Genomic DNA, 22,300 nt, shown 5'->3' with positions numbered 1-22,300 from the left:
TGAATGTACGGCCTCCGATCCCCTTTTATTTCGTTCTGCCCTTTAGTTTATATACATAAGCCAGCACTTCAGCTACCGCTTGAAACAAATCGGCCGGTATAGCGTCACCAATCTCGGCTCTCTGGAACAATGCCCGTGCCAGCGGCTTGTTTTCCATCGTAATAACACCGTTTTCTTTGGCAATTTCCTTAATACGCAAGGCGACATAATCCTGACCTTTGGCAATAATCTGTGGTGCCTCCATCTCGGAACCTTCATACTTTAACGCAACCGCAAAGTGAGTTGGGTTCGTAATGATTACATCCGCATTCGGCACTTCCTGCATCATACGCTGCATAGCCATACGACGCTGGCGTTCCCGGATTTTACCTTTGATCAGCGGATCACCTTCCATTTTCTTGTACTCGTCTTTGATGTCTTGCTTGGACATACGAATCTTCTTCTCATGGTCATACTTCTGATACATGTAATCAAATATCGCAAGTATCATTAATGCCACTGCAATCTTGATCCCAAGACTTAAAGTGATCGACGCAGCGAAATGTAAAATAGCATCCAATGAAAAATGAGAAAGTGAAGCAATATCTGACTGGTAGCCTTTAATTGTACTGTAAACGAGATAACCGATAATCGACATTTTCAAAATGGATTTAGCAAATTCCACTAATGAGCGGAGAGAGAATATATTTTTGAAACCTTTAATCGGGTCCAGTTTCTCAAGTTTCGGCTTCAAACCTTCCCCTACAAGAAGAAAACCAACTTGCATGTAGTTAACGATCAAAGCAACCAGTAACGCACCCAGCAAAACGGGAGCGATCAATAACAAAACTTCAATGCCATAGCGCATCATAAGCGCCATTACATTCTCTCCGGTGATATCCATACTCAATCGATTGATGAAGATATCTGTAAACAGACGAACTATACGTTCTTTATAGAAATTGCTGAATACCATCATGATCAAAAACACGATTAGGAGAATGGATGCGCCAGATAGTTCAGCGCTTTTTACAACCTGTCCTTTTTTTCGTGTATCCTGTCTCTTTTTCGGGGTAGCTTTCTCCGTCTTCTCCCCTGAAAACAACTGGAGGTCGAGTTGAAGTTTCATCCGTGTCTTTTCCTCCGTTTCACTCAGCCGGGCCTTTGTCCAATGGTTCCAAGCAATTTTTCCATCGATCTGAATATCGCTTCGAACAATTGACTAAATACAAAGGAGAAACTGGGAACCAGCAAAAGCAAAATAGCAAGACCAACGAGTAACTTAAGCGGCAACCCAACTGCAAATACATTAAATTGAGGAGCAGTTTTGGCCAAAAAACCTAATCCAACATCCGTCAAAAACAACGCAACTACAATCGGAGCCGACATCTGAAAAGCCAGCATAAATGATTGACCTAAGGTCTGAATCAAAAATTCAGCAATACTTCCATCTGCCAACCGTAGGAAAAACACATTCGATAATGGTACCCACCGGTAACTGTAAACGATCGCATCCAGCAAATAATGGTGACCATTCATCGTCAGAAACAGAAGCATAGCAAATGCATACTTCAAGTTACCCGTAAGTGGAGCTGAAGCACCTGTCATTGGATCGTATACATTGGCCATACCAAAACCGATCTGTAGATCGATAAAGGTCCCCGCAGTCTGAACTGCCGTCATCAACAGATAAGCCACAAAACCTAAAAGCAGGCCAATTAGAATCTCTCTGATGATCAATAAGACATAACTCAGGTCTGTGGGTACGGTCTGGTCTATTCCGTAAATCAGATAGACAGATAATGTGACAAATGCAGAGATACCTATTTTAACTGAAGCCGGCACATTTCGAGCCGAAAAAACTGGCGCAGTTACAAAAAATGATGTGATTCGACAAAACATAAGCAGAGCGACAGGGAAACTTTGCAACAATGTCTCCATCTGCTAAAGCCTACCCTATGTATCTGTATAGATTATCGAGAATGTTAAACGTGAAATCGACCAAGATATTTAAGATCCAAGGTCCAAACAAAAGTACTGCCAGAAGTACGGCAACAATCTTGGGCACAAAAGCTAATGTTTGTTCCTGAATTTGAGTTGTCGCTTGAAAAATACTGATTGCAAGTCCTACAACCAGAGCTAGTATAAGCATGGGTGCACTGGCCAGCAATGACGTGTATACCGCTTTCCCGGCCAGACCGATAATAAATTCCGAAGTCATGACCGTCCTCCTTTAACTTTCCGGATCAAGTGTTAAAACTCAGTAACAGTGACTTGACAACCAGATACCACCCATCCACAAGGACAAAGAGCAGTATTTTGAAAGGTAATGAGATCATGACCGGCGGAAGCATCATCATCCCCATTGCCATGAGTGTACTCGCGACAACAATGTCTATAACCAGAAACGGAATGAAAATCATAAACCCCATCTGGAATGCTGTCTTCAACTCACTGATTACATATGCCGGCACCATAACAGTAATTGGGATATCCTGATAGGTCTTTGGTTGTTCAGTCTGATTGTACTTCATAAACAGCAGAAGATCTTTTTCTCTGGTGTGACTAAACATAAATTTCTTCATGGGATCCGCTGCTTTTTCAAGTGCCTCTGTTTGCGTTAGCTCTCCCTGGAGATAGGGCTGAAGCGCTACCTGATTTATGGAAGACAATGTCGGCGACATAATGAAAAGTGTCAGAAATAGCGCCAAACCGACCAGCACCTGATTGGGTGGCATTTGTTGTGTACCCAAAGATGTACGTATAAAACCGAGCACAATCACAATCCGAGTAAAACTGGTCATCAGTACAAGCATTGCTGGAGCAATACTAAGCACCGTAATTAACAGAATGATGGACAGTGAACTCGTGCTTGGTGTCCCTCCATCACCGTTTCCAATCTGAATATCAATATTCGGAATGGGTTCGGCAAAGGCAACCGTTACAGATGCCAGACTGATAAGTCCTAATAAACAACACGCTAACCAAATCTTTTTCTTCATGAATCCCTCGACCGATCTGTAGTATTGTCTTTATCCAGGAGCTTTTCCATCTTCTCTTTACGGTTAGGCATCTGCCGAAGTTTGGATTCAAACATTTCGTGAAAAGAAGTTGTGTCCTCTAGTTCCATTTCCCGCGGCGGTTCTTCTCTACGGAAACGTTTTGTCAGCTTGGCAATGAGAGGTGAGAGATTTCCTTGTTGTGCAGCAGCATCTCGTTCAAAGGAATCAATGATTCTTTGGGCCTCTTCCAAATCCGAAACCTTATCTATCAACTGGATGTCTTCACCTACACCAAGCAGATATACACATCCACCAATTTCCATAATTTGCAACGACTTGTTTTGCCCCAGTCCAACTCCACCCAGGGTACGAATTGTGCCGTGCCGGAACATTTGCTGATTCCGTTTGTTTAGAAAACGGATCAGGTAAACAATAAGGGCCAGGATGACGGCCAGGACAACAATCACCCATACAAGCTGTAAATAATAATTACTTCCCACGCCAGCTCCTCCTGGAATATCACCCTGAGCCATCATCATGTCTCTTAAACGCCCAGTGTCTTGCTGATCGCTTCGATAACGCGGTCAGATTGGAACGGTTTAACGATAAAGTCTTTAGCACCTGCTTGAATAGCGTCGATTACCATCGCTTGTTGACCCATCGCGGAGCACATAATTACTTTAGCGTTAGCATCAATCTTCTTGATTTCTTTCAAAGCTGCAATGCCGTCCATCTCAGGCATCGTAATATCCATTGTGATCAGATCCGGACGAAGCTCTTTAAATTTCTCAATTGCTTGTGAGCCATCCTGAGCCTCACCAACAACCTCATATCCATTTTTGGACAAAATGTCCCGGATCATCATTCTCATAAATGCAGCGTCGTCTACGACTAAAATTCGGTTTGCCATCTTGATTCAAGTCCTCCCTAAATTGTGCTTATTGTAATTTCTGAATTCGGTCCCATTGGCTAACGATATCTATAACACGAACACCAAAGTTTTCGTCAATAACGACAACTTCTCCCTTGGCGATCAGTTTGTTATTTACCAAAATATCGACAGGTTCCCCGGCTAACTTATCCAGTTCGACAATCGAACCCTGTGACAGTTCCAAAATATCTTTAATTTGCTTCTGGGTCCTTCCTAATTCTACGGTGACTTTAAGGGGAATGTCCATCAATAAATTCAAATTATTTTCGTCTACCTGACCATACGCCCCATTTTGCAAATTGGCGAATTGAACTGGTTGTACGTTAACATTCCTATTTGGCATTCCACCGTAATGTTGAGGTGCACCATAAGGTTGCTGCGGTGGCATGCCATACGGCTGCTGTGGCGGCATTCCTTGAGGCATACCCATCGGGGCCTGTCCATATCCGTTATAGTCCTGAGCAGGCTGTTGTGGAGCCTGTGGAGCCTGTTGGTGCTGAACGGGCGGCTGCTCCGCAACCGGTGGTGGCGTTGCTGGTACAGCTGTTGGCGCAGGTTCAGGTGTTGATGCCACTGGTGCGCTTGCAGTTGACTCCTGAGCGCCTCCAATCAGCATATCTACCATATTTTTGGCAAAATGTACTGGAAGCAACTGCATCAGATTGGAATCGATCAGATCCCCGATTAACAAACGAAATGAAACTTGGATAAGGGTCTCATCTGCTGGAAGATTACTTACACCCTCTCCACTCTCCAGATTGAGAATATCGATTCCTGGAGGGGAAATATTCACAAAACGATTAAAAATGGTGGACATTGAGGTTGCAGAGGAACCCATCATCTGGTTCATTGCTTCCTGTACTGCACTAATATGGATTTCATTCAGTTCTTCATCGACCGGATTTCCTTCGCCACCCAACATCAAATCAGCGATGACTTGGGCATCTCTCTTCTTGATAACAAGTGAGTTAATGCCTTCGAATCCATCCACATAATTCACATGAACGGCAACATGCGGCTTAGGAAAAGCTTCTTCAAACTGCGTTCGACTAATGATAGAAACTTTAGGTGTTGTAATATCTACTTTGAGGCCTAATAGCGTGGATAAGGCTGTTGCCGCGCTACCAAATGTAATGTTACCAATCTCCCCCAAGGCATCCTGCTCCAGCTCGGTCAAAAAATCATCAACCGTCTTTTCAGCGGGTTCAGAGCTGTTTATCGATTCCGATTGCCTGAGCAAAGCATCGATTTCTTCTTGGGATAAATAATCCTTACTCGTCAAATTCTTCAACTCCTTCGGTGACAATCTTGTCTATTTGCACAGCCACACGGTCTTTGATTGTCCCCGGACTGCCCATGTATTTCAGTTTGTCACCCACTTTAATGGAAAGTCCCTCATCAACTGGTTTGTTCAACGTAATGACATCACCAACGGACAAACCCAGAAATTCTGCAATTGAAATTCTCGATTCTCCCAATTCCGCAACGATTGGTAACTTGGCTTTGTTCACACGCTCTTTTAGAGCATCATACTCCTCCGGAGCTCTCGTTTTCTTCTCCGAAACAAACCACTGATGAGTTGACAACCGTGACATAATAGGTTCAAGAACGACATGCGGTATACATAGATTGATCATGCCTGTCGTGTCACCAATTTTGGTACTGAGCGAGATCAGAGCAATGGTCTCATTGGGAGATACAATCTGCATAAATTGCGGATTGGTCTCGAGCGCTTCCATCCTTGGGGAAATATCCAACACAGTCTTCCATGCTTCCTGCAAACTTTCAAATGCTCGGCTGAATATCCGCTCCATGATGGTCGTCTCAATCTCCGTCATCGATGCGATCTTGGTTGGAGCAGTTCCGGTTCCACCAAGCAGGCGATCCAACATCGCATATCCCACGTTTGGATGGACTTCCATCACCATTCGTCCCTGTAGTGGCTCCGCTTCAAAAATGTTCAATATCGTCATCTTAGGAATAGAACGGATAAACTCATCATAAGGCAACTGTTCGACCTGAACGACATTGATTTGAACGAACGTCCGCAGTTGGGCTGAAAAATAAGTGGTGAGAAAGCGTGCAAAGTTTTCGTGAATACGAGTCAAGCTTCTGATATGGTCTTTGGAAAAACGCACTGCCCGCTTAAAATCGTACGATCTGATTTTTTTCTGAGTTTCTTCCTTCTTCAATTCCTCAGCATCCATCTCACCAGAGGAAAGGGCTGCTAATAGGGCGTCAATCTCATTTTGTGATAATACATCCACCATGTTCTCACCCCCTTACAGGTCTACAGCATGTTCTGTTCATTTACATCGTTGCTATCACAATGGATGAAAAGCTCGTACTACTTAAATTACTTTCTGGTAAAGCTTCATTAATAAGACCTGTTAATTTCTCATTAAATAGTATCCGACCCTTTGCTGTAGCCAGTTCATCAGACTTCGTATCTGCAAGCGTCTGAATGATAATCGGTTTTACGACAATTTCTTTAATTTTCTCGAAATCTTCCTTGGCTTTTACGTCAGCCAACTTGAATGAGAAGCTAACGACAATAACATGATCTGTATCAGCCAAATTGGTTTTAATTTCTCCAAGCTCAGAGGAAACTTCTACAATCTCATCCGCAGTCATCTTCTTGGCTTCTGAAGCTGCCGCCGTATGTGTGTCGTCCTTATTCCCGTTCTGTCCTTGCATAAATACAAACACAACCACCACAATGAGTGTTATCGCCAGCAACATTGTTGCAAGCCAGGGCATCATTTTTTTCATCAGGATTCCTCCGTTTGCTGCACTTTAATAGTGGCTGCCTGAACCCCGATTTCACGGTTGTAATCTTTAATTTTGGAAATAACGTCAGCGGCTTTTTCAAGCACAATCAGTCTCTTTCCAGTTACCAGAGTAATATACGTATCCGGCGTCTCTTCCACAATTTCAACCATCAGCGCATTTAACCACATGGGAGAACCATTTAACCGCGTAACCGAAATCATGCTAAGCCCCCTTGATCAGAGTGGGAGGAGCAAGCTCCCCCACGTTTTAAAAATTCATTAATCAGCTATTAACGTTTCAGGTTAACAACTTCCTGAAGTATTTCATCCGACGTTGTAATGATCCGGGAGTTGGCCTGGAATCCACGCTGAGCTACGATCATCTCAGTAAATTCACCGGTCAGATCCACATTAGACATTTCGAGCTGTCCAGCAATGATTGCTCCCGTTCCGTCCTCAGCACTGTTCGCTGTCAATGGTTCCAGTGCCCCATCCGGATTCGCGTTTGCTGTCATACGGTACAAGTTGCCCCCAATTTTCTCAAGACCTTCTGGATTGACCACTTTTCCGATACCAAGTTGTGCTCCCGCTTCGATAGTTCCGTCTGCCATGGTCTGGTTAATCGTTCCATCCTGACCAATCGTAAAGGAAACGACGTCATCTGGAATGGTAATATTTCCGCCACCGTTATCCAGAACAAACAATCCATCCGATGTCAAAAGGTTACGTGCAGCATCCACATGAAAATCCCCCGCACGAGTCAGGTAAGGTACTTCCTGATCTTCACTCAAACGTACCAAGAAGAATCCATCTCCATTAATCCGAAGATCTGTTGGATTATTCGTTGTCATTGGGCTACCTGCCAGATGCAGCGTATCAATTGAACCTACCGTTACACCAAGACCGATTTGTTTCGCATTGACACCACCACTTGCATCGCCAGGGGCAGTTACCCCTGCCGTTGTTTGGCTCATAATATCTTTGAACATAACCCGACTGCCTTTGAAGCCAACCGTGTTTACGTTCGCAATATTGTTACCAATTACGTCGAGTTTTGTTTGGAAACCCCGCATCCCGGAAACGCCTGAGTACATTGATTTTATCATTTTTAAAAATCCTCCCAGTCTTCATTTGGTTACCGCATCAGTCGGTCAGCGGCATTCCGGCTCCCGAGAAGGGCCAGCCGGTTAAGAAATGATTACGGCACTATCAATCTGAGTGAACACATTATTCTTCATGCTTTCACTATCCATAGCGGTAACCACAGTACGATTTTTGACATTGACGATAAAAGCCATATCCTGCATTAAAATCAATGACTCTTTGGCTCCTTTGGCAGCAGCTTTGTCCAAAGCAGAACCAATCTGTTCCATTTGCTCAGTCTTGAGTTCAATACCACGCTGTTCCAATCGTTTGGCAGCATGATTGCTCAATTTCAGAAGATTATCTTCCAGTACTTTTGCAAAAGGTTTTTCGGGTATAGCCGAAGCTTCTCCCGTTTTAGGTCTTTGAAGCATATTCGGTGTAATCGGGCCTGCGTATAATTGTCCAACCGTTATGCGATCACTCATATCGTTTTCCCGCTATCTTCCGTATCACCCGTTTCAGCGGATGATTCAACTTCCTGGCTCTCGTTCGTTTCAGGGGTTACATCCTGAACATTCTGTACCGGAGTTTGGCTCTCTTCTGCCTGTTTTGGATAATTCACCTGAATGATCTCATCCAGCTTAATCTCGTCGTTGCCTACTTTTGCGTATTGGACGCTATCTCTTACAATGATGGAATCTACAATACCCTGACGAAGAGTCCCGTTATCATCTTTATTAGAAGAAAGCCAACTTACCTCCATGCCAATCATGCCGGATACAGCACCAAGGGACTGGTTCAATGTTTTAAGCTGCGTAGAAATATTGACCAGTTGTTCCACGGAGCTGAACTGTGCCATTTGAGCGATAAATTCCTTATCCTCCATCGGCTGCATCGGGTCTTGATTTTGCAGCTGGGTAATCAGGATTTTTAGAAACTGATCTTTACCCAATTCTTTTGTTGCAGCACTTGTGGTTGCTTTATTGGCTGCCGAATAGTTCGGCCAGGTATTATTCGTTGAGACAATTTCATTAGCCATATGCTCACCTCATTTCTGTTTAAGCCTTAGCACTAAACGTATCTCTCTGTAATTCGTTTCCTTCGACTTGCTCGCTACGCCAGTTACGCAATTCTTCTTGAATCCCTGCTGTAGCTATAGCGTCATCCGATTGTTCCTCACGCTCACGCGAACGGCGTTGTTGTTGAGAGTTACTTCCCGGCTGGCGGCCTCCGTCCTGATACATCTGAGATCCGATTGAACTGTTCTGGGTAACCTCAAGTCGTTCCACTTGAATTCCCTGGGCTTGAAGTGAAGAACGCAGCTGCGTCATTTGTTGTTCAAGCATGTCTTTAGCCATCGTATGCTCAGTCATAAACCGTGCAACCAACTGCCCGTTCTGCAAGGTAATTTGAACATCCAATTTACCTAGATGCTCAGGCCGAAGTGAGATGGTTGCCTCGGAAAATCCTTTTTGCTGGACAATATCCAGCTTGTTAACAACAAACTGTGTCATTTCCTTGGCAAACTGTGATGTTTGCATTACAGGTTCAGCCGGTTTTCCTACTGTTGTACCTGATGAACGCAAGGACAGCTCTCCTGCAGTAATGATGGTTGAGTGTTCCACTTCTCCACCTGCATTTGAAGCAGATGTTGTCTCAGCCTCAGCTTTCACCTGGGTTCCAGAATTCGCCACTGCCGCAACAAGAACTTGTGGTACGACCGAATCCTGTTTGGATGTTTGAAGCGAAGTACTTGGAGCGACCTGTGCAGTCTGATCCTTAACTGCAGTCAATGTATCCAGTATGGATTTCAGTTCAGTCCATCCTTTGTTACTAGTGGTATCCACTCCAGCCTCTTGAAGCTGACTCTGCAGAGATTGTAACAAATGTTTGAATTCAGGAGCGTTCTTCGCAACGTTACTCTCAGGATCATTCATTCCAGCTACTAATTGTGTAAGCATATCTTGCAGAACAAAACGTACTGCTGCCGGATGCTGCGACAATTCAATTGCGGGTACTGTTTTTATGCTTTCCGCTCCGTTCGAAGACTCGTCGGAACCTTCTGCATTAGTACCTGAAGGATTACTTAATTGTGTATACATCTGTTGGATCAGAGTTTGCAAACCTGCAAGCAGAGCTGGGTCATTTTCCAAAGCTTCGTCAAGCACATCCAAATCCGTGAACAACGAATTCAGTACAGCCGTGATTGATGCCGCTTCTCCTTCTTCACTTGTAGCAAAGGAAATCACCAACGGATTGGCAGTTAAACTTCCAGTAGCGCTTGAACTATCACCTTCTGTGTTTCCTCCAGATAACGATTGTGCAAGAGTTTGGAGAAATTCACCGCTAGCACCTGCAGCTGAACCTTTCGATTGTGCTCCAGTCGTCTGACCTGCTCCCGTTGCTTTTGCAGATGCTGTGGATGCCATTTGATATACAATCGACATTTATTTTCACCTCCTCTCGGTTATACAGTGTAATCAACTCTACTTGTTACCCATTAATCTGTTCAAAATTTTTGCAGTTTCAACCGAGTCCTCTGAAGACATGTTCTCAAGCAATTGAGAGCGTGTTGCATCATCTACTGAATTCAGGATGGTCAATGTTTTGTCAGGACTTAACTTGTATGTTTCCAATAATAGCTTGGCACCACTTGAAGCAGACATCGAAGCAAATGTTTGACTAAGCTGGTTTTTATCCAGGTTTTTGCTAGTGGTTGTGGATGCAGTTGAAGTTGCTGCGGTTTCTTTCTTCAATCTGGATTGCAGCGCATCCAGCGCCAGATCCCCGGACGGTTTAGCATCCTTCATCATCATAGTGACGTCGGCTGCTGTTTTCGGGTCCATCTTTTCAAGCACCTTGGTCCGAGCAGATGACTGCATGGCATTCAACAACAATACCATTTCCTCATTCGTCATATTTTGCAAAATCGGTGCAGCTTTGCTTGGGCTCATGTCAGCATACATTTTAGCCAAATCCTTGATTTGTTTCTGATAATCAGATTCCGTTTCGGGCGTTGCTGCTGTAGCCGTTTCAGCCGCTTTTTCCGCATCATCCAACTTCTTCTGAAGGTCAGTGGCCTTCTTTGCTTCGGTTGTTGTTGCTTCCTGTGCTGCCTTGAGCTCTGTTTCTTTGGCGGTTACTTGGGATTTCAGCTTTTCGATTGTGGCTTCAGCACTTTCAACCTGCTGCTCACTCTTCTCCAGCTTCTCCTTCTCAGGATCCAGTACAGGATCAGGTACCCATTCCTTGACTACCGGTATCTTGTTGGCGAATTCAAACAAATTATTACGAATATCTACATTAAATAGCGTTAGTAGTACACCTAGCAATACTACGGTGAATACAATCGGGATTGAAATCATGAGAAATTTTTCCCAACCGCCTCCCGACTCTTTTTCCATGTCGCTATCATCTTTAACAGCCATCGTTCATTCCTCCTTCACGAGACAACTTCGCGTCCGGCTCACATCAATTCGCGCGTCCGGCTTTGGCAGCGAAGCGTACAGTAGCCATCTCGTCCAGATCGTTCTGTTCCCGGAGGAGCATCTCCTGCTGAAATTTGATTTTTGCCTTGTCTCTCGCTCCAAGCCATACTTTTTCATCAACCATCTTACCGTTCAGAAACGTCTGATTCCGTTGCACATTGACCTGAGCATGTTTAACATCACTATTTTTGCGTGAAATGCACTCGTCAAGGTGATGTACATAACGCTGCATCTCCTGCAGACTGTTTACAGACGCTGTATTTTCCGTAGCAGATTGGATAATGCCGATCAGATTACTTCTATCATTAAGAAGTTGTATCAGATGTTCTTCCTCCGTCTGAAGTTTACCGATCGCTGTGGATAACATCCACTCTGCCTGTGTTTTTTCATTACTCTTCAGGTCAACAACTTTCTGGAAATGATATCGAAATTTCATCGTTTACCCATTCATCTCCTTGCAAATTCAAGAATCAAACGTTCCTGCACTTCACTTAAAGTGACTTTCTCGTCGACTTTCTGCTTGGTAAAGTTCCATATACTATCAATCTGGTCTATCGATTCATCTATGGCTGCATTTGATCCCCGCTGGTAAGCTCCAATATTGATCAAATCTTCCGATTCTTTGTACACAGCCATCAAACGTTTCATATTATTAACGGCTTCCAACTGCTCTTCCGGAGCAATATCCTTCATAACACGGCTTATGCTGGCTAGCACATCAATCGCTGGAAAATGACCCTTATTTGCAATGGATCGATTTAACACAATATGTCCATCCAGAATACCCCTTACCGCATCCGCGATCGGTTCATTCATGTCATCCCCATCGACCAGAACGGTGTAAAAGGCTGTAATCGAACCGGTAGGTCCTGTACCCGCCCGTTCAAGCAGTTTGGGCAAACTTGCAAAAACCGATGGCGTATATCCTCTCATTGCCGGAGGTTCACCTACGGCCAGACCCACTTCCCTTTGTGCCATCGCATATCGGGTTACCGAATCCATCATGAGCATCACATTCATTCCACGATCTCGGAAATACTCTGCAATAGTGGTCGCAATAACTGCTCCCTTAATCCGAATCAGGGCAGGCTGATCTGAAGTTGCAACAATGACTACGGAGCGTTCCAGTCCTTCTGGACCCAGATCCCGTTCGATAAAGTCGCGAACCTCACGTCCACGCTCACCTACAAGCGCGATGACATTGACATCTGCTGCCGTATTCCGAGCGATCATACCCATCAACGTACTCTTACCAACACCAGAACCGGCAAAAATACCTACACGCTGTCCCTTACCTACGGTCAACAATCCGTCGATAGCTCTTACACCAACACCCATCGTTTCAAGTACACGTGGACGATCCATTGGATTAACCGGAGTATTGGAGGTAGAATACATCGGCATTCTGGATGGGAGAAGGGAACCGTCTAGCGGCTGCCCAAGTCCGTCCAGCACTTTACCGAGCAATTCGGAGCCTACCTGAACGCCGAGTGGTTTACCCGTACCTACTACATCGCAACCAGGACCAATGGATTGAAGTTCACCCAGTGGCATAAGCAGCACTTTGTTATCTCGAAACCCAACAACTTCGGCTTGTAGAGGTTTGGCCGATTTACCAGGATAGATATAACATACGTCACCGATACTTGCATCTGGCCCTTCTGACTCCACCATAAGACCAATGACCTGAGTAACTTTGCCGTTAATACGAACAGGATCGAATTGGCGCAAATGTTCCATATATCGCTGTGAACTAAGAACCTTCATGTTGATTTTTTCGCTCCTCATCCTCAAGTGCTATGCGGACCAGTTCTTTTTTAATCTCAGCAAGCTGTGTATCAATTCTCGCATCTACACTTCCGAACGAAGAACGAATGACACAACCCTTATCTTTGACCGTTGAATCAGGCAAAATCTGCAATTCTGCCTGAGAGTCAATGGACAGAGATAATTCTTCACGAGCTGCCTGTACAAATGAAAACTGATCAGGTGCCACACAAAGTGTGATCAAACCCTGCTCCCGTTTACGTGACAAACTCTGACGGATCAGTTCCAATGTATGATCGGGTTCAATGGTAAGTTGCTTATCAATGACCTTCTCAGCGATCCCGCAAGCGAGCTCCACGAGGAACGGTTCGGCTTCCTGAATGATCTGATCTTTAGCTACATAAGCTTCCTTGAGCACTTCCTGGGCTTCATTCATCATCTTTTCGATCTGCACCTGGAGATCCAGTTCAGCTTGTACCTTGCCTTCTTCAAAACCCTGTTGGAAACCTTGTGAACGAAGTGCTTCGGTCAGATGTTCATCCTGTTGTCGTTGTTCCTGCCACCAGCTATCGATCTGTTCACGGGCTTCTTGAAGCATGCGCTCTGCTTCTTCTGAAGCTTCACGTACTTGCTTTTCTGCAAACTCCTTGGCATCTTCCAGCATCTCTGCGGTAAGACGTTGTGTTTCTTCGTCCACGCGTGCTTGAAGCGTTTCTGCTTCAGAACATTCAGCACTATCACCGTATAATTCCGCTTCAGACTCCTCAGCACCACCATAATGATGATGATTTTCAAGTTTTTTGCGGTCATCAACGGGTACATACTGGAAAGACTTAATCAAATTAGACAATGATATCATCTCCTCCACCGCGTGCGATAATGATCTCACCGGCTTCTTCCAATCTGCGTATCGTTCCTACGATACGTGTCTGAGCTTCCTCAACATCACGCAATCGCACAGGTCCCATGAATTCCATCTCTTCTTTGAATGTCTCGGACATCCGTTTCGACATATTCCGGAACACGGCATCCCGAACTTCTTCGCTTGCCACTTTGAGTGCCAGCTGCAAATCTGCGTTGTCGATATCCCGAATAATGCGCTGAATCGAACGATCATCCACATTGACGATATCTTCGAATACAAACATGCGTTTTTTGATTTCCTCTGCAAGCTCAGGATCCTGAATTTCAAGCGAGTCCAAAATGGTACGCTCTGTACCACGATCGACTCCGTTCAGAATCTGAACGATCGATTCAATACCACCCGCATTCGTGTAATCCTGCGTTACGGTAGAAGATAGTTTCTGTTCCAGAACCCGCTCCACTTGAGAGATGACTTCCGGCGAAGTACTATCCATAACAGCCACCCGGCGAGCGACATCTGCCTGTTTCTCTTGCGGCAAGGATGATAGAATCGCCGCAGCTTGTTCGAATTGCAGGTAAGACAGAACCAGGGCAATCGTTTGCGGGCTTTCATTCTGAATAAAGTTCAAAATTTGGTTCGGATCCGCTTTGCGCGCGAAGTCAAACGGTCTGACTTGCAGCGTAGCTGTCAAACGGTTAATGACTTCAAGTGCTTTTGATGAACCCAGAGCTTTCTCCAGGATTTCTCTGGCGTAATTGATACCGCCCTGTGAGATATATTCCTGCGCCAGACAGATCTGGTGAAACTCGGCCATGATCATGTCCTTTTCGGAAGAATCAACCTTGCGAACGTTGGCAATCTCCAACGTAAGTTGCTCAATCTCCTCATCACGCAGATGTTTGAAGATCTGAGCTGATACTTCCGGACCTAATGTAATCAACAAAATTGCTGCTTTTTGTCTGCCAGTCAAACCTTGACTGCTTGCCTTCGCCAATGCGTTCACCTCTATTCGTCAGCCAGCCATGTACGCAGCAGATTGACGAATTCGTCTGGCTTTTTCTTGGCCAAACTCTCCAATTGTTTGCGCACCTGACTTTCGTTCGTTACACTGTCCAGCGTAATGGACGGGAACTCTGTTGCTATTGGAAGAGGAATCTCTTCTTCTTCGACTTCGTTTTGTTTGCGGCGACGGCGTACTAACAAAATAACTACCGCTGCGATCAATGCCGCTATGAGTGCGCCTCCACCCCACATCATCGTTGAGGAAAGCTGGAAACCTGTATTGTCTGCAGAGGCAGACTGGAATCCTTGTGACATGACTGAAACTTTCTTTGTCAGATCGGCGTCACTTATTATAGTGCCTGAGTCTGCCAGTGAAGCACGAACAATGTTAACCAAAATGTTCTCAATTGCGTCCTGAACCGGTCCCTGTAATTCTGTTTCTCCATTCGGTGGTTCAACTGCAACATTAATGGTTAAGTCTTTTACAGTATACGGACTGGAAATGATATCCTTGGCGATTCGATTAACATCGTAGTTTATAGTACTTGATGATTCTTCAGAGGTAGAGTTACCGGCTGCATCAGATGATGGGTAACCCGGAACTTCCTCTTGTCCTGTGCCAGCAACACCACCTGTTGGATTGCTTGCGCCAGTGTAGCTCTTTTGAATCTCCTGCACACTGATCTCGATGCCTTTCATATTATCTACATCAACAGGTGTGACCAGATTTTCCTTACGTGTTTCTTTGTCAAAATTAAGCTTGGAGGCTACCAAAACATTAACTTTGTCTTCGCCTACAATCTGGGAAAGGAATTGCTTCACGTTATTACGGACATCGTTTTCAAACTTTTTCTGTAGTGCCATGTTCTCTTGAACTTCGGAAGACAACCCGCCACTGCCACCTCGGGCAGTTGGAATCAATTCTGCTTCATCTGTGTTTGTAATCGTGATATTCTCAACAGGCAGATTAGGAATTGCAGTTTTGACCAAGTTAAAGTATCCATCTACCGCTGCCTGATTTGGGTGATAACCCGGTTTGAATTGGAGAGCTACCGATGCTGATGCTTTGTCTTGTTCTTCTAAACCAGCAAAGATGTTATCTTTCGGCATATTAACCAGTACTTTAGCATCCTGTATCCCTTGCATCCGCTGAAGTAACTGTTCAACTTCTCCGTTTATAGCGTTGTTGTACTTTACATCAAACTCTTTATCCGTCATCCCGATGGGGGATGATGACTCCTCGAATGACTTATACCCTAATGAACCATTCTGAATAATCCCTTGAGATCCAACGTTCACCTTTGCAATTGCAACACTTGTACTCGGTACAGATATGGTCTTGCCATCTGAACTTAATTTGTATGGAATGCTAGATGAATCGAGATAACTGATTACGCCCGCTGAATCACTTGCATTCAAATCTGTAAAAGCAACTTCATATTCCGTTTTTGACAATTGCATCGTGAGTACAACTGCAGCCAAAATCAGAAACAGGAAGGTGGATATAAATAATACTTTTTGCTTTTTGCTAAAACTATTCCAATACTGGGATGCCTTATCCCTGTACTGGGCGATTCTCTCATTCACTCTGTCACCCCATCCGAAACTTTGCTTAGTCTGTCCTTACTCAACCCCAGCCGTTTCATAGGTTGACGATCAGGAGCAGCATCGCAGCTGCTTTGTTGTAATGATCAGCGCTATTATCGAAGCGCAAGTAGGTTATTTTATAACTGCGTTCGCATAACTTCCTGGTATGCTTCGACCACTTTGTTTCGGACTTGAGTTGTGAGTTGTAGGCTTAACAAGGCCTGTTCTGAAGCAATCATCACCTGATCCACATTCGCTTTGCCGACCAAAAATTGATTCGACATTTCATGCGATTGAGCCTCCTGTGCTGCAACGGAACCTAATGCATTCTGTAAGTATGTACCGAAGCTCTGAATGGTTTCGGCTGGTGTAGAAGGCTTACTTTCGGTTGCACTCTTCATCTGTAGCGGTTGTATCCCCTGTGTGCTAAACATGTTGTTCTGAATCATTAATGTCCCTCCCCTTCATTCCTGGTTTTTATTTTTCTTATTTTCATTTCTAAGCAGATTATCTTCCAATCTCCAAAGCTTTGGAGATCATCGCTTTGGTTGAATTCAGTGCTGTTACGTTTGCTTCATAGGAACGCGAGGCAGAAATCATGTCAACCATTTCTTTCGCAATATCCACATTAGGCATAAATACATATCCTTCTGCGTTTGCATCCGGATGAGAAGGGTCATACACAGGCTTCAAAGGTGACTGATCCTCGCGAATCTCCGTTACTCTTACGCCATCTCCTGAACCGCTACCTCTCATCTGATTTTGCAGCATCGTACCAAATGACGTTTTATTCGGCTCAAGCACAACCATTTTACGTTTGTAAGGGACCGCTTCACCATTGGATACGCTCGCGCGCGTCGTCTCTGCGTTGGCAATGTTGGAAGATATAACGTCCATCCGCAACCGTTGGGCTGTCAGCGCTGAGCTACTGATACTAAAACTATTACTAATGTTCAATTTGGGTTATCTCCCTTCCACGCCAACACGCATGATTTTAATTTGTTCGTTCACTTGCTGAATATAAGCGTTATAACGCAACTGATTCTCCGCCAGAAGACTCATTTCCCTGTCTATATCGACATTGTTTTCGTTGTTATTCATGGAAGTTGACTGGTCCATATTAACTACTGGCGTTGGTACGGAAGAGGAAGGACCTATGACAAAATGCCTTGCATCAGTTACTTTACCCTTAAGAACAGGCATATCTCCATTCATTTGCCCTTGCAACATTTCTTCAAAAGAAACGTCCGAGCGCTTGAAATACGGGGTATCGGCGTTCGCGATGTTGTCAGCAATTGTTCGTTGTCTGATATTGGACGCATCGAGTGCACCTTGCAATCTTTTAAAGCTGATATCGTTTAAAAGATTCACAATCCCCCTCCTCTCTTTAGAAGTAATGGAAAAAGATTGAATCTTTTCCCTTGAAAATTCTTATGTTTTTTTCGACAAAAACATTCGTCTTTACACGGTTTTCTAGGACTTAAGTAGAATTAACTCTGATGTTGTCGTATAACATAAGTTTCTTCGAGTTTGGGATTTATTACAATAAGAAAAAAGCCCTATCTTTTCTGAAAGACGGGGCTTTTTGTGTATTTTCTGCAAATTATGAATTTTTTCGTAAATGTTCGGGCCCAAAACAAAAGTATGTTAATACTCTCCCTTATTGTTCTTAAACATTCTTTAAATAAAAAAAAACTTTCAAGTCTCAATATGAGCTTATAACGCCCGTAATTATGTATATTTCCGAATATTTTTTAGTTGAGAATGTTAGAATTTTTTGCCGTCATACTAAGGTTTTATGAACATTATGATGGGTATACATACAAAGCTGTATATTAATCAATTGACAAGTTATCTTTCAAGAATGAACAAAACTCGTCTTGCCCACACAACACTTTCTTAACAATTAAGTGGGGTCTATATATTTTAATTCTAAGAAAACAATTAGTGGCTTCACACTTTTCAACAATTCATCATTTTGCGCATTTACGCAACATTTACCAATCTATCGACTAAACCGATGACCAGACTTGGAATAAGAAAAATTCTTTTAATGGGAATCATTGGGTATGGAACTGAAGAATAACTACCACTCCGATAGGTTTTAACTTCGTATACATGCGGCACAAGTCCTAGGTTTTGTCGATCCGTATAACAACCACACATCTTTTATCGGTTGTAACTTCAAAATCCTTTAGATAGAAACAAAAATAAACGATATGCGTCAAGTAAGAGGGCCTTTATGAATCGCTAAAGGATTGCTTCCCTTTGTCGATCACACAAATGTTCTCTACTCTCTTGCATACCGTTCATTTATAGCATCATTTTAACAACTACGTTGCTAGTCCCATGTTACAGGATATACTGACTCAAATCACGATCAAGCGCAATATCATTTAATTTCTCCCGGACATACTCAGGAGTGATAACCATACGTTCCAGTGTAAGCTCAGGTGCCTCAAAGGATAAATCCTCCAAAAGCTTTTCAAGAATCGTATGCAATCGACGAGCGCCTATATTTTCTGTATTTTGATTGACGGATTCAGCCAATTTGGCAATCTCGCGAATGGCCTCATCCGAGAACTCAATCTCAATATTCTCTGTCCGCAACAGATCAACATACTGCTTGGTCAGTGCATTTTGGGGTTCAGTCAGAATGGATACAAACTCCTCCAGTGTTAGACTGCTTAGTTCCACACGAATTGGGAAGCGTCCCTGAAGCTCGGGAATGAGATCAGAGGGTTTGGCGACATGGAATGCGCCAGCTGCCATAAACAGGATATAATCCGTTTTGACAGGGCCATATTTCGTCATTACTGTAGAGCCCTCTACGATAGGCAATATGTCACGTTGCACACCCTCACGGGATACATCAGGACCACTACCGCGCCCTTGACTGGCAACCTTGTCAATTTCATCTATGAAAATGATACCTGTCTGCTCTGCTCGACGAATGGATTCTTGTGTAACATCATCCATATCGATCAATTTGCCTGCTTCTTCCTGGGTCAACACTTTGCGCGCTTCTTTAATAGCGAGCTTGCGCTTTTTCGTACGACGAGGTAAGAGGCTGCCAAACATCTCCTGCATATTCATGCCCATCTGATCATTACCTTGTCCAGCAAACATGTCCATCATGTTAGGCGCAGTGTCTTCGACATCAATCTCAATGATGTCATCCTCCAACTTGCCGGACAACAGATCAAACTTGATCTTACGGCGGCGTTCGGCAACCCCAATATCCGGTTCTGGCTCATCCTGTTCCTGAACGTTGTTGCCATTATTACCAAAGATCATCTCAAAGGGATTACGCTGACTCTTGGACTTAGACTGTGAAGGAGCCAAAATATGTACAATTCGCTCATTGGCGGCTTCTTCAGCTTTGTCCTTCACTTTTTCAGTCCGCTCCAACTTCACCATCCGCAATGATGTCTCAATCAGATCACGCACCATCGATTCAACGTCACGGCCAACGTAACCTACTTCCGTGAACTTGGTAGCTTCCACTTTCACAAATGGCGCACCTACCAGTTTAGCGAGGCGACGAGCGATTTCCGTTTTACCCACACCGGTAGGTCCAATCATCAAGATATTTTTAGGCACAATGTCGTCCTGAGTGTGCTCAGGCAAAAGGCTACGCCGATAACGATTACGAAGAGCTACCGCTACCGATTTTTTAGCTTTCTTTTGACCTACAATATACTTGTCAAGCTCTGCAACAATCTGTCTCGGTGTTAACGCTTGAGTATTCATATTGCTTCCCTCCTACCAGTATGTTGAATTTATTTTTCCTAACAAGGACAAAGAATCCCCTAGACGTCCTGGAGCAGATTACAGAATCATGCTCCACTACGGGAGATTTCTTTGGCTTATAACTCTTCTACAATAATATTACTATTGGTATATACACATAACTCCGATGCAATCTGAAGCGATTCACGCGCAATATCTTTCGCTTCCAGGTTTACTGCATGACGTTTCAACGCACGCGCAGCAGATAAGGCAAAGTTTCCACCTGATCCGATAGCAATAACGTCATCATCCGGTTCGATAATCTCCCCGCCGCCTGAAATGAGCAGCATACCTGATTTGTCCATCACAATCAAGAGCGCCTCAAGCTTACGCAAGATCCGATCCTGACGCCAATCCTTGGCAAGCTCTACCGCGGCACGCTGCAAGTTACCATGGTGCTCCTCCAGCTTACCTTCGAATTTCTCAAACAGGGTGATCGCATCCGCCACAGAACCAGCAAAGCCAGCAACAACCTGTCCGCGGTACAAACGTCTTACCTTCTTGGCTGTATTCTTCATCACAACACTTTGGCCCATGGTCACCTGACCATCTCCTGCGATTGCTGCCTTACCATTATGACGAACAGCACAGATCGTTGTAGCATGAAATGACATATCCATGATATCAGCATCCTCCCACGAATAATTTATACGCGTTCTGGAACAGTTAGACCTTCTGCCGCAGCAAAACTAGTGATGCCATCCAGTGCACGCTGTGCAAGAGCTTCATTTTTTTCCTTTTTGTTACGGATCTTCGTTTCAAGCTTCGGCAACAAACCAAAGTTTGCGTTCATTGGTTGGAAGTGCTTGAAGTCAGCAGTTGTAATATACTGAGCCATACTGCCAAGTGTTGTTTCTACCGGCAATACCACCAGTTCCTGCCCAAGTGCTGCTTTGGCTGCGTTCATGCCGGCAATCAGCCCTGATGCAGCAGATTCCACATATCCTTCTACACCCGTCATCTGACCTGAAAAGAACAGGTTAGGACGCTCTTTAAACTGATACGTAGGAAGAAGCAGTTTAGGAGAGTTAATAAATGTATTTCGGTGCATTACGCCATAACGAACAAATTCTGCATTTTCAAGTCCAGGAATAAGAGAAAAGACACGTTTCTGTTCTCCCCACTTCAGATGCGTTTGGAAGCCCACCAAGTTATACAGGGTTCCAGCTGCATTGTCCTGTCTAAGCTGAACAACCGCATGTGGCAACTCTCCTGTATGAGGATTAACCAGACCTACCGGTTTCATTGGACCAAACAGAGCCGTCTGTTTTCCGCGTTTCATCATCACTTCGATTGGCATACAGCCTTCAAAGTAGATTTCTTTCTCAAACTCTTTTAATTGAGCGACTTCAGCAGTAATGAGAGCTTCATAGAAGACATCAAACTCTTCTTCTGTCATCGGACAGTTCAGATATGCCGCTTCACCCTTATCATAACGGGAAGCCAGATACACTTTATTCATATCAATTGAATCTTTTTCGATGATCGGTGCAGCTGCGTCATAGAAGTAGAAATACTCTTCCCCCATTAGTGCCTTGATTTGCTCAGACAATGCAGGTGAAGTCAGCGGCCCCGTTGCAACAACAACGATGCCATCTTCCGGCAAAGAAGTTAGTTCCTCATTCACCACTTCGATGAGCGGATGCTGGTGCAACGTGGATGTAATCTCACCTGAAAATCCATCCCGGTCCACAGCAAGTGCCCCACCTGCGGGAACCGCATGTTTGTCTGCTGCTGACAATACAAGAGAATTGAGCATTCTCATTTCTTCTTTTAACACACCCACTGCATTGGTCAATCCATTCGCACGCAACGAATTGCTACATACCAGTTCTGCAAATTTATCCGTATGATGAGCTGGCGTTTTCACAACAGGTCTCATCTCGTATAATTTTACGCGTACGCCGCGACTTGCAATCTGCCAGGCCGCTTCTGTTCCTGCCAGCCCGGCACCAATAACGGTTACTTGTTGTTCATTCGTCAAAATCATTTACCCCCATAAAGCAATTTCATATTTCACTATAATTGAA

26 protein-coding genes are annotated in these 22,300 nt (G+C 44.3%); all 26 read right to left on the bottom strand.

What is annotated here, in order from left to right; all coding sequences use genetic code 11:
* Nucleotides 1-25 precede the first annotated feature (25 nt).
* The 26 genes from flhB to trmFO all read right to left on the bottom strand — a co-directional run bounded on the left by flhB (nt 26) and on the right by trmFO (nt 22,260).
* Complete coding sequence (gene flhB, locus ACETMN_RS11770; RefSeq protein ID WP_176872693.1) at nt 26-1,108, bottom strand: flagellar biosynthesis protein FlhB; 1,083 nt, start codon at nt 1,106-1,108, stop codon at nt 26-28.
* Between the two features lie 23 nt (nt 1,109-1,131).
* Nucleotides 1,132-1,920: a flagellar biosynthetic protein FliR gene (fliR, locus tag ACETMN_RS11765; protein WP_036609353.1), complete on the bottom strand. Its 789-nt coding sequence runs from the start codon at nt 1,918-1,920 to the stop codon at nt 1,132-1,134.
* Between the two features lie 10 nt (nt 1,921-1,930).
* On the bottom strand, nt 1,931-2,200 hold the full coding sequence (gene fliQ / locus ACETMN_RS11760; protein WP_047842485.1) for a flagellar biosynthesis protein FliQ: 270 nt from the start codon (nt 2,198-2,200) through the stop codon (nt 1,931-1,933).
* A 25-nt stretch (nt 2,201-2,225) separates the two neighbouring features.
* Entirely contained in the window at nt 2,226-2,981 is a 756-nt protein-coding gene (fliP, locus tag ACETMN_RS11755) for a flagellar type III secretion system pore protein FliP (RefSeq protein ID WP_036609355.1), read from the bottom strand.
* Nucleotides 2,978-3,514 carry a flagellar biosynthetic protein FliO gene (locus tag ACETMN_RS11750; protein ID WP_091017292.1) on the bottom strand — a complete coding sequence of 179 codons (537 nt, stop codon included), beginning with the start codon at nt 3,512-3,514 and terminating at the stop codon, nt 2,978-2,980. Before ACETMN_RS11750 ends, fliP begins: the two co-directional genes overlap by 4 nt.
* Before the next feature lie 11 nt (nt 3,515-3,525).
* Nucleotides 3,526-3,891 (bottom strand): response regulator, encoded by a 366-nt coding sequence (locus tag ACETMN_RS11745; protein WP_017689175.1) that lies wholly within the window; start codon nt 3,889-3,891, stop codon nt 3,526-3,528.
* 28 nt (nt 3,892-3,919) lie between these two features.
* On the bottom strand, nt 3,920-5,194 hold the full coding sequence (gene fliY, locus ACETMN_RS11740) for a flagellar motor switch phosphatase FliY (protein WP_091017294.1): 1,275 nt from the start codon (nt 5,192-5,194) through the stop codon (nt 3,920-3,922).
* Entirely contained in the window at nt 5,184-6,182 is a 999-nt protein-coding gene (gene fliM, locus ACETMN_RS11735; protein ID WP_074094566.1) for a flagellar motor switch protein FliM, read from the bottom strand. The genes fliY and fliM overlap by 11 nt, the downstream gene beginning before the upstream one ends.
* Nucleotides 6,183-6,222: 40 nt before the next feature.
* Nucleotides 6,223-6,684 (bottom strand): flagellar basal body-associated FliL family protein, encoded by a 462-nt coding sequence (locus ACETMN_RS11730; protein ID WP_091017295.1) that lies wholly within the window; start codon nt 6,682-6,684, stop codon nt 6,223-6,225.
* Nucleotides 6,684-6,905 (bottom strand): flagellar FlbD family protein, encoded by a 222-nt coding sequence (locus tag ACETMN_RS11725; protein ID WP_017689179.1) that lies wholly within the window; start codon nt 6,903-6,905, stop codon nt 6,684-6,686. Before ACETMN_RS11725 ends, ACETMN_RS11730 begins: the two co-directional genes overlap by 1 nt.
* 68 nt (nt 6,906-6,973) lie before the next feature.
* Nucleotides 6,974-7,789 (bottom strand): flagellar basal body rod protein FlgG, encoded by an 816-nt coding sequence (flgG, locus tag ACETMN_RS11720; protein WP_091017297.1) that lies wholly within the window; start codon nt 7,787-7,789, stop codon nt 6,974-6,976.
* A gap of 81 nt (nt 7,790-7,870) precedes the next feature.
* Nucleotides 7,871-8,254 (bottom strand): TIGR02530 family flagellar biosynthesis protein, encoded by a 384-nt coding sequence (locus ACETMN_RS11715; RefSeq protein WP_036609362.1) that lies wholly within the window; start codon nt 8,252-8,254, stop codon nt 7,871-7,873.
* A complete protein-coding gene (locus ACETMN_RS11710; RefSeq protein ID WP_047842480.1) occupies nt 8,251-8,808 on the bottom strand; it encodes a flagellar hook capping FlgD N-terminal domain-containing protein in 558 nt (185 codons plus the stop codon). The genes ACETMN_RS11715 and ACETMN_RS11710 overlap by 4 nt, the downstream gene beginning before the upstream one ends.
* A gap of 19 nt (nt 8,809-8,827) precedes the next feature.
* Nucleotides 8,828-10,216: a flagellar hook-length control protein FliK gene (locus tag ACETMN_RS11705; protein WP_091017299.1), complete on the bottom strand. Its 1,389-nt coding sequence runs from the start codon at nt 10,214-10,216 to the stop codon at nt 8,828-8,830.
* Nucleotides 10,217-10,255: 39 nt separating this feature from the next.
* Nucleotides 10,256-11,197, bottom strand: a complete 942-nt coding sequence (locus tag ACETMN_RS11700) for a MotE family protein (RefSeq protein ID WP_091017300.1) — start codon at nt 11,195-11,197, stop codon at nt 10,256-10,258.
* A gap of 43 nt (nt 11,198-11,240) precedes the next feature.
* Nucleotides 11,241-11,693, bottom strand: a complete 453-nt coding sequence (gene fliJ, locus ACETMN_RS11695) for a flagellar export protein FliJ (RefSeq protein ID WP_036670362.1) — start codon at nt 11,691-11,693, stop codon at nt 11,241-11,243.
* A gap of 11 nt (nt 11,694-11,704) precedes the next feature.
* Nucleotides 11,705-13,024 carry a flagellar protein export ATPase FliI gene (gene fliI, locus ACETMN_RS11690; protein ID WP_036609365.1) on the bottom strand — a complete coding sequence of 440 codons (1,320 nt, stop codon included), beginning with the start codon at nt 13,022-13,024 and terminating at the stop codon, nt 11,705-11,707.
* Entirely contained in the window at nt 13,011-13,874 is an 864-nt protein-coding gene (locus tag ACETMN_RS11685; RefSeq protein WP_091017302.1) for a FliH/SctL family protein, read from the bottom strand. The genes fliI and ACETMN_RS11685 overlap by 14 nt, the downstream gene beginning before the upstream one ends.
* Nucleotides 13,867-14,883 (bottom strand): flagellar motor switch protein FliG, encoded by a 1,017-nt coding sequence (gene fliG, locus ACETMN_RS11680; protein WP_047842476.1) that lies wholly within the window; start codon nt 14,881-14,883, stop codon nt 13,867-13,869. The genes ACETMN_RS11685 and fliG overlap by 8 nt, the downstream gene beginning before the upstream one ends.
* An 11-nt stretch (nt 14,884-14,894) precedes the next feature.
* A complete protein-coding gene (gene fliF, locus ACETMN_RS11675) occupies nt 14,895-16,478 on the bottom strand; it encodes a flagellar basal-body MS-ring/collar protein FliF (RefSeq protein WP_091017304.1) in 1,584 nt (527 codons plus the stop codon).
* 137 nt (nt 16,479-16,615) lie between these two features.
* Entirely contained in the window at nt 16,616-16,927 is a 312-nt protein-coding gene (gene fliE, locus ACETMN_RS11670; protein WP_017689190.1) for a flagellar hook-basal body complex protein FliE, read from the bottom strand.
* A 58-nt stretch (nt 16,928-16,985) separates the two neighbouring features.
* Nucleotides 16,986-17,435, bottom strand: a complete 450-nt coding sequence (gene flgC / locus ACETMN_RS11665) for a flagellar basal body rod protein FlgC (RefSeq protein ID WP_017689191.1) — start codon at nt 17,433-17,435, stop codon at nt 16,986-16,988.
* Between the two features lie 6 nt (nt 17,436-17,441).
* Nucleotides 17,442-17,849, bottom strand: coding sequence for a flagellar basal body rod protein FlgB (flgB, locus tag ACETMN_RS11660; RefSeq protein WP_036670359.1), 408 nt, complete (start codon nt 17,847-17,849; stop codon nt 17,442-17,444).
* 981 nt (nt 17,850-18,830) lie between these two features.
* On the bottom strand, nt 18,831-20,231 hold the full coding sequence (gene hslU, locus ACETMN_RS11655; protein WP_091017306.1) for an ATP-dependent protease ATPase subunit HslU: 1,401 nt from the start codon (nt 20,229-20,231) through the stop codon (nt 18,831-18,833).
* A 116-nt stretch (nt 20,232-20,347) separates the two neighbouring features.
* On the bottom strand, nt 20,348-20,890 hold the full coding sequence (hslV, locus tag ACETMN_RS11650; RefSeq protein ID WP_076208907.1) for an ATP-dependent protease subunit HslV: 543 nt from the start codon (nt 20,888-20,890) through the stop codon (nt 20,348-20,350).
* A gap of 26 nt (nt 20,891-20,916) precedes the next feature.
* Nucleotides 20,917-22,260, bottom strand: a complete 1,344-nt coding sequence (gene trmFO / locus ACETMN_RS11645) for an FADH(2)-oxidizing methylenetetrahydrofolate--tRNA-(uracil(54)-C(5))-methyltransferase TrmFO (protein ID WP_373419843.1) — start codon at nt 22,258-22,260, stop codon at nt 20,917-20,919.
* Nucleotides 22,261-22,300 lie beyond the last annotated feature (40 nt).

The organism is Paenibacillus sp. M2, from assembly GCF_046713495.1.
GTDB lineage: Bacteria > Bacillota > Bacilli > Paenibacillales > Paenibacillaceae > Paenibacillus > Paenibacillus amylolyticus_B.
Note: the sequence above shows the minus strand (reverse complement) of the source record. Positions and strands in the feature narration are given on the sequence as shown.

Bases quoted from the DNA above. Each gene is read 5' to 3' on its own strand.
- flhB (WP_176872693.1), bottom strand. From the start codon at position 1,108: ATGAAACTTCAACTCGACCTCCAGTTGTTTTCAGGGGAGAAGACGGAG.
- fliR (WP_036609353.1), bottom strand. From the start codon at position 1,920: ATGGAGACATTGTTGCAAAGTTTCCCTGTCGCTCTGCTTATGTTTTGT.
- fliQ (WP_047842485.1), bottom strand. From the start codon at position 2,200: ATGACTTCGGAATTTATTATCGGTCTGGCCGGGAAAGCGGTATACACG.
- fliP (WP_036609355.1), bottom strand. From the start codon at position 2,981: ATGAAGAAAAAGATTTGGTTAGCGTGTTGTTTATTAGGACTTATCAGT.
- ACETMN_RS11750 (WP_091017292.1), bottom strand. From the start codon at position 3,514: ATGGCTCAGGGTGATATTCCAGGAGGAGCTGGCGTGGGAAGTAATTAT.
- ACETMN_RS11745 (WP_017689175.1), bottom strand. From the start codon at position 3,891: ATGGCAAACCGAATTTTAGTCGTAGACGACGCTGCATTTATGAGAATG.
- fliM (WP_074094566.1), bottom strand. From the start codon at position 6,182: ATGGTGGATGTATTATCACAAAATGAGATTGACGCCCTATTAGCAGCC.
- ACETMN_RS11730 (WP_091017295.1), bottom strand. From the start codon at position 6,684: ATGAAAAAAATGATGCCCTGGCTTGCAACAATGTTGCTGGCGATAACA.
- ACETMN_RS11725 (WP_017689179.1), bottom strand. From the start codon at position 6,905: ATGATTTCGGTTACGCGGTTAAATGGTTCTCCCATGTGGTTAAATGCG.
- flgG (WP_091017297.1), bottom strand. From the start codon at position 7,789: ATGATAAAATCAATGTACTCAGGCGTTTCCGGGATGCGGGGTTTCCAA.
- ACETMN_RS11715 (WP_036609362.1), bottom strand. From the start codon at position 8,254: ATGAGTGATCGCATAACGGTTGGACAATTATACGCAGGCCCGATTACA.
- ACETMN_RS11710 (WP_047842480.1), bottom strand. From the start codon at position 8,808: ATGGCTAATGAAATTGTCTCAACGAATAATACCTGGCCGAACTATTCG.
- ACETMN_RS11705 (WP_091017299.1), bottom strand. From the start codon at position 10,216: ATGTCGATTGTATATCAAATGGCATCCACAGCATCTGCAAAAGCAACG.
- ACETMN_RS11700 (WP_091017300.1), bottom strand. From the start codon at position 11,197: ATGGCTGTTAAAGATGATAGCGACATGGAAAAAGAGTCGGGAGGCGGT.
- fliJ (WP_036670362.1), bottom strand. From the start codon at position 11,693: ATGAAATTTCGATATCATTTCCAGAAAGTTGTTGACCTGAAGAGTAAT.
- fliI (WP_036609365.1), bottom strand. From the start codon at position 13,024: ATGAAGGTTCTTAGTTCACAGCGATATATGGAACATTTGCGCCAATTC.
- fliE (WP_017689190.1), bottom strand. From the start codon at position 16,927: ATGATTCAGAACAACATGTTTAGCACACAGGGGATACAACCGCTACAG.
- hslU (WP_091017306.1), bottom strand. From the start codon at position 20,231: ATGAATACTCAAGCGTTAACACCGAGACAGATTGTTGCAGAGCTTGAC.
- hslV (WP_076208907.1), bottom strand. From the start codon at position 20,890: ATGGATATGTCATTTCATGCTACAACGATCTGTGCTGTTCGTCATAAT.
- trmFO (WP_373419843.1), bottom strand. From the start codon at position 22,260: ATGATTTTGACGAATGAACAACAAGTAACCGTTATTGGTGCCGGGCTG.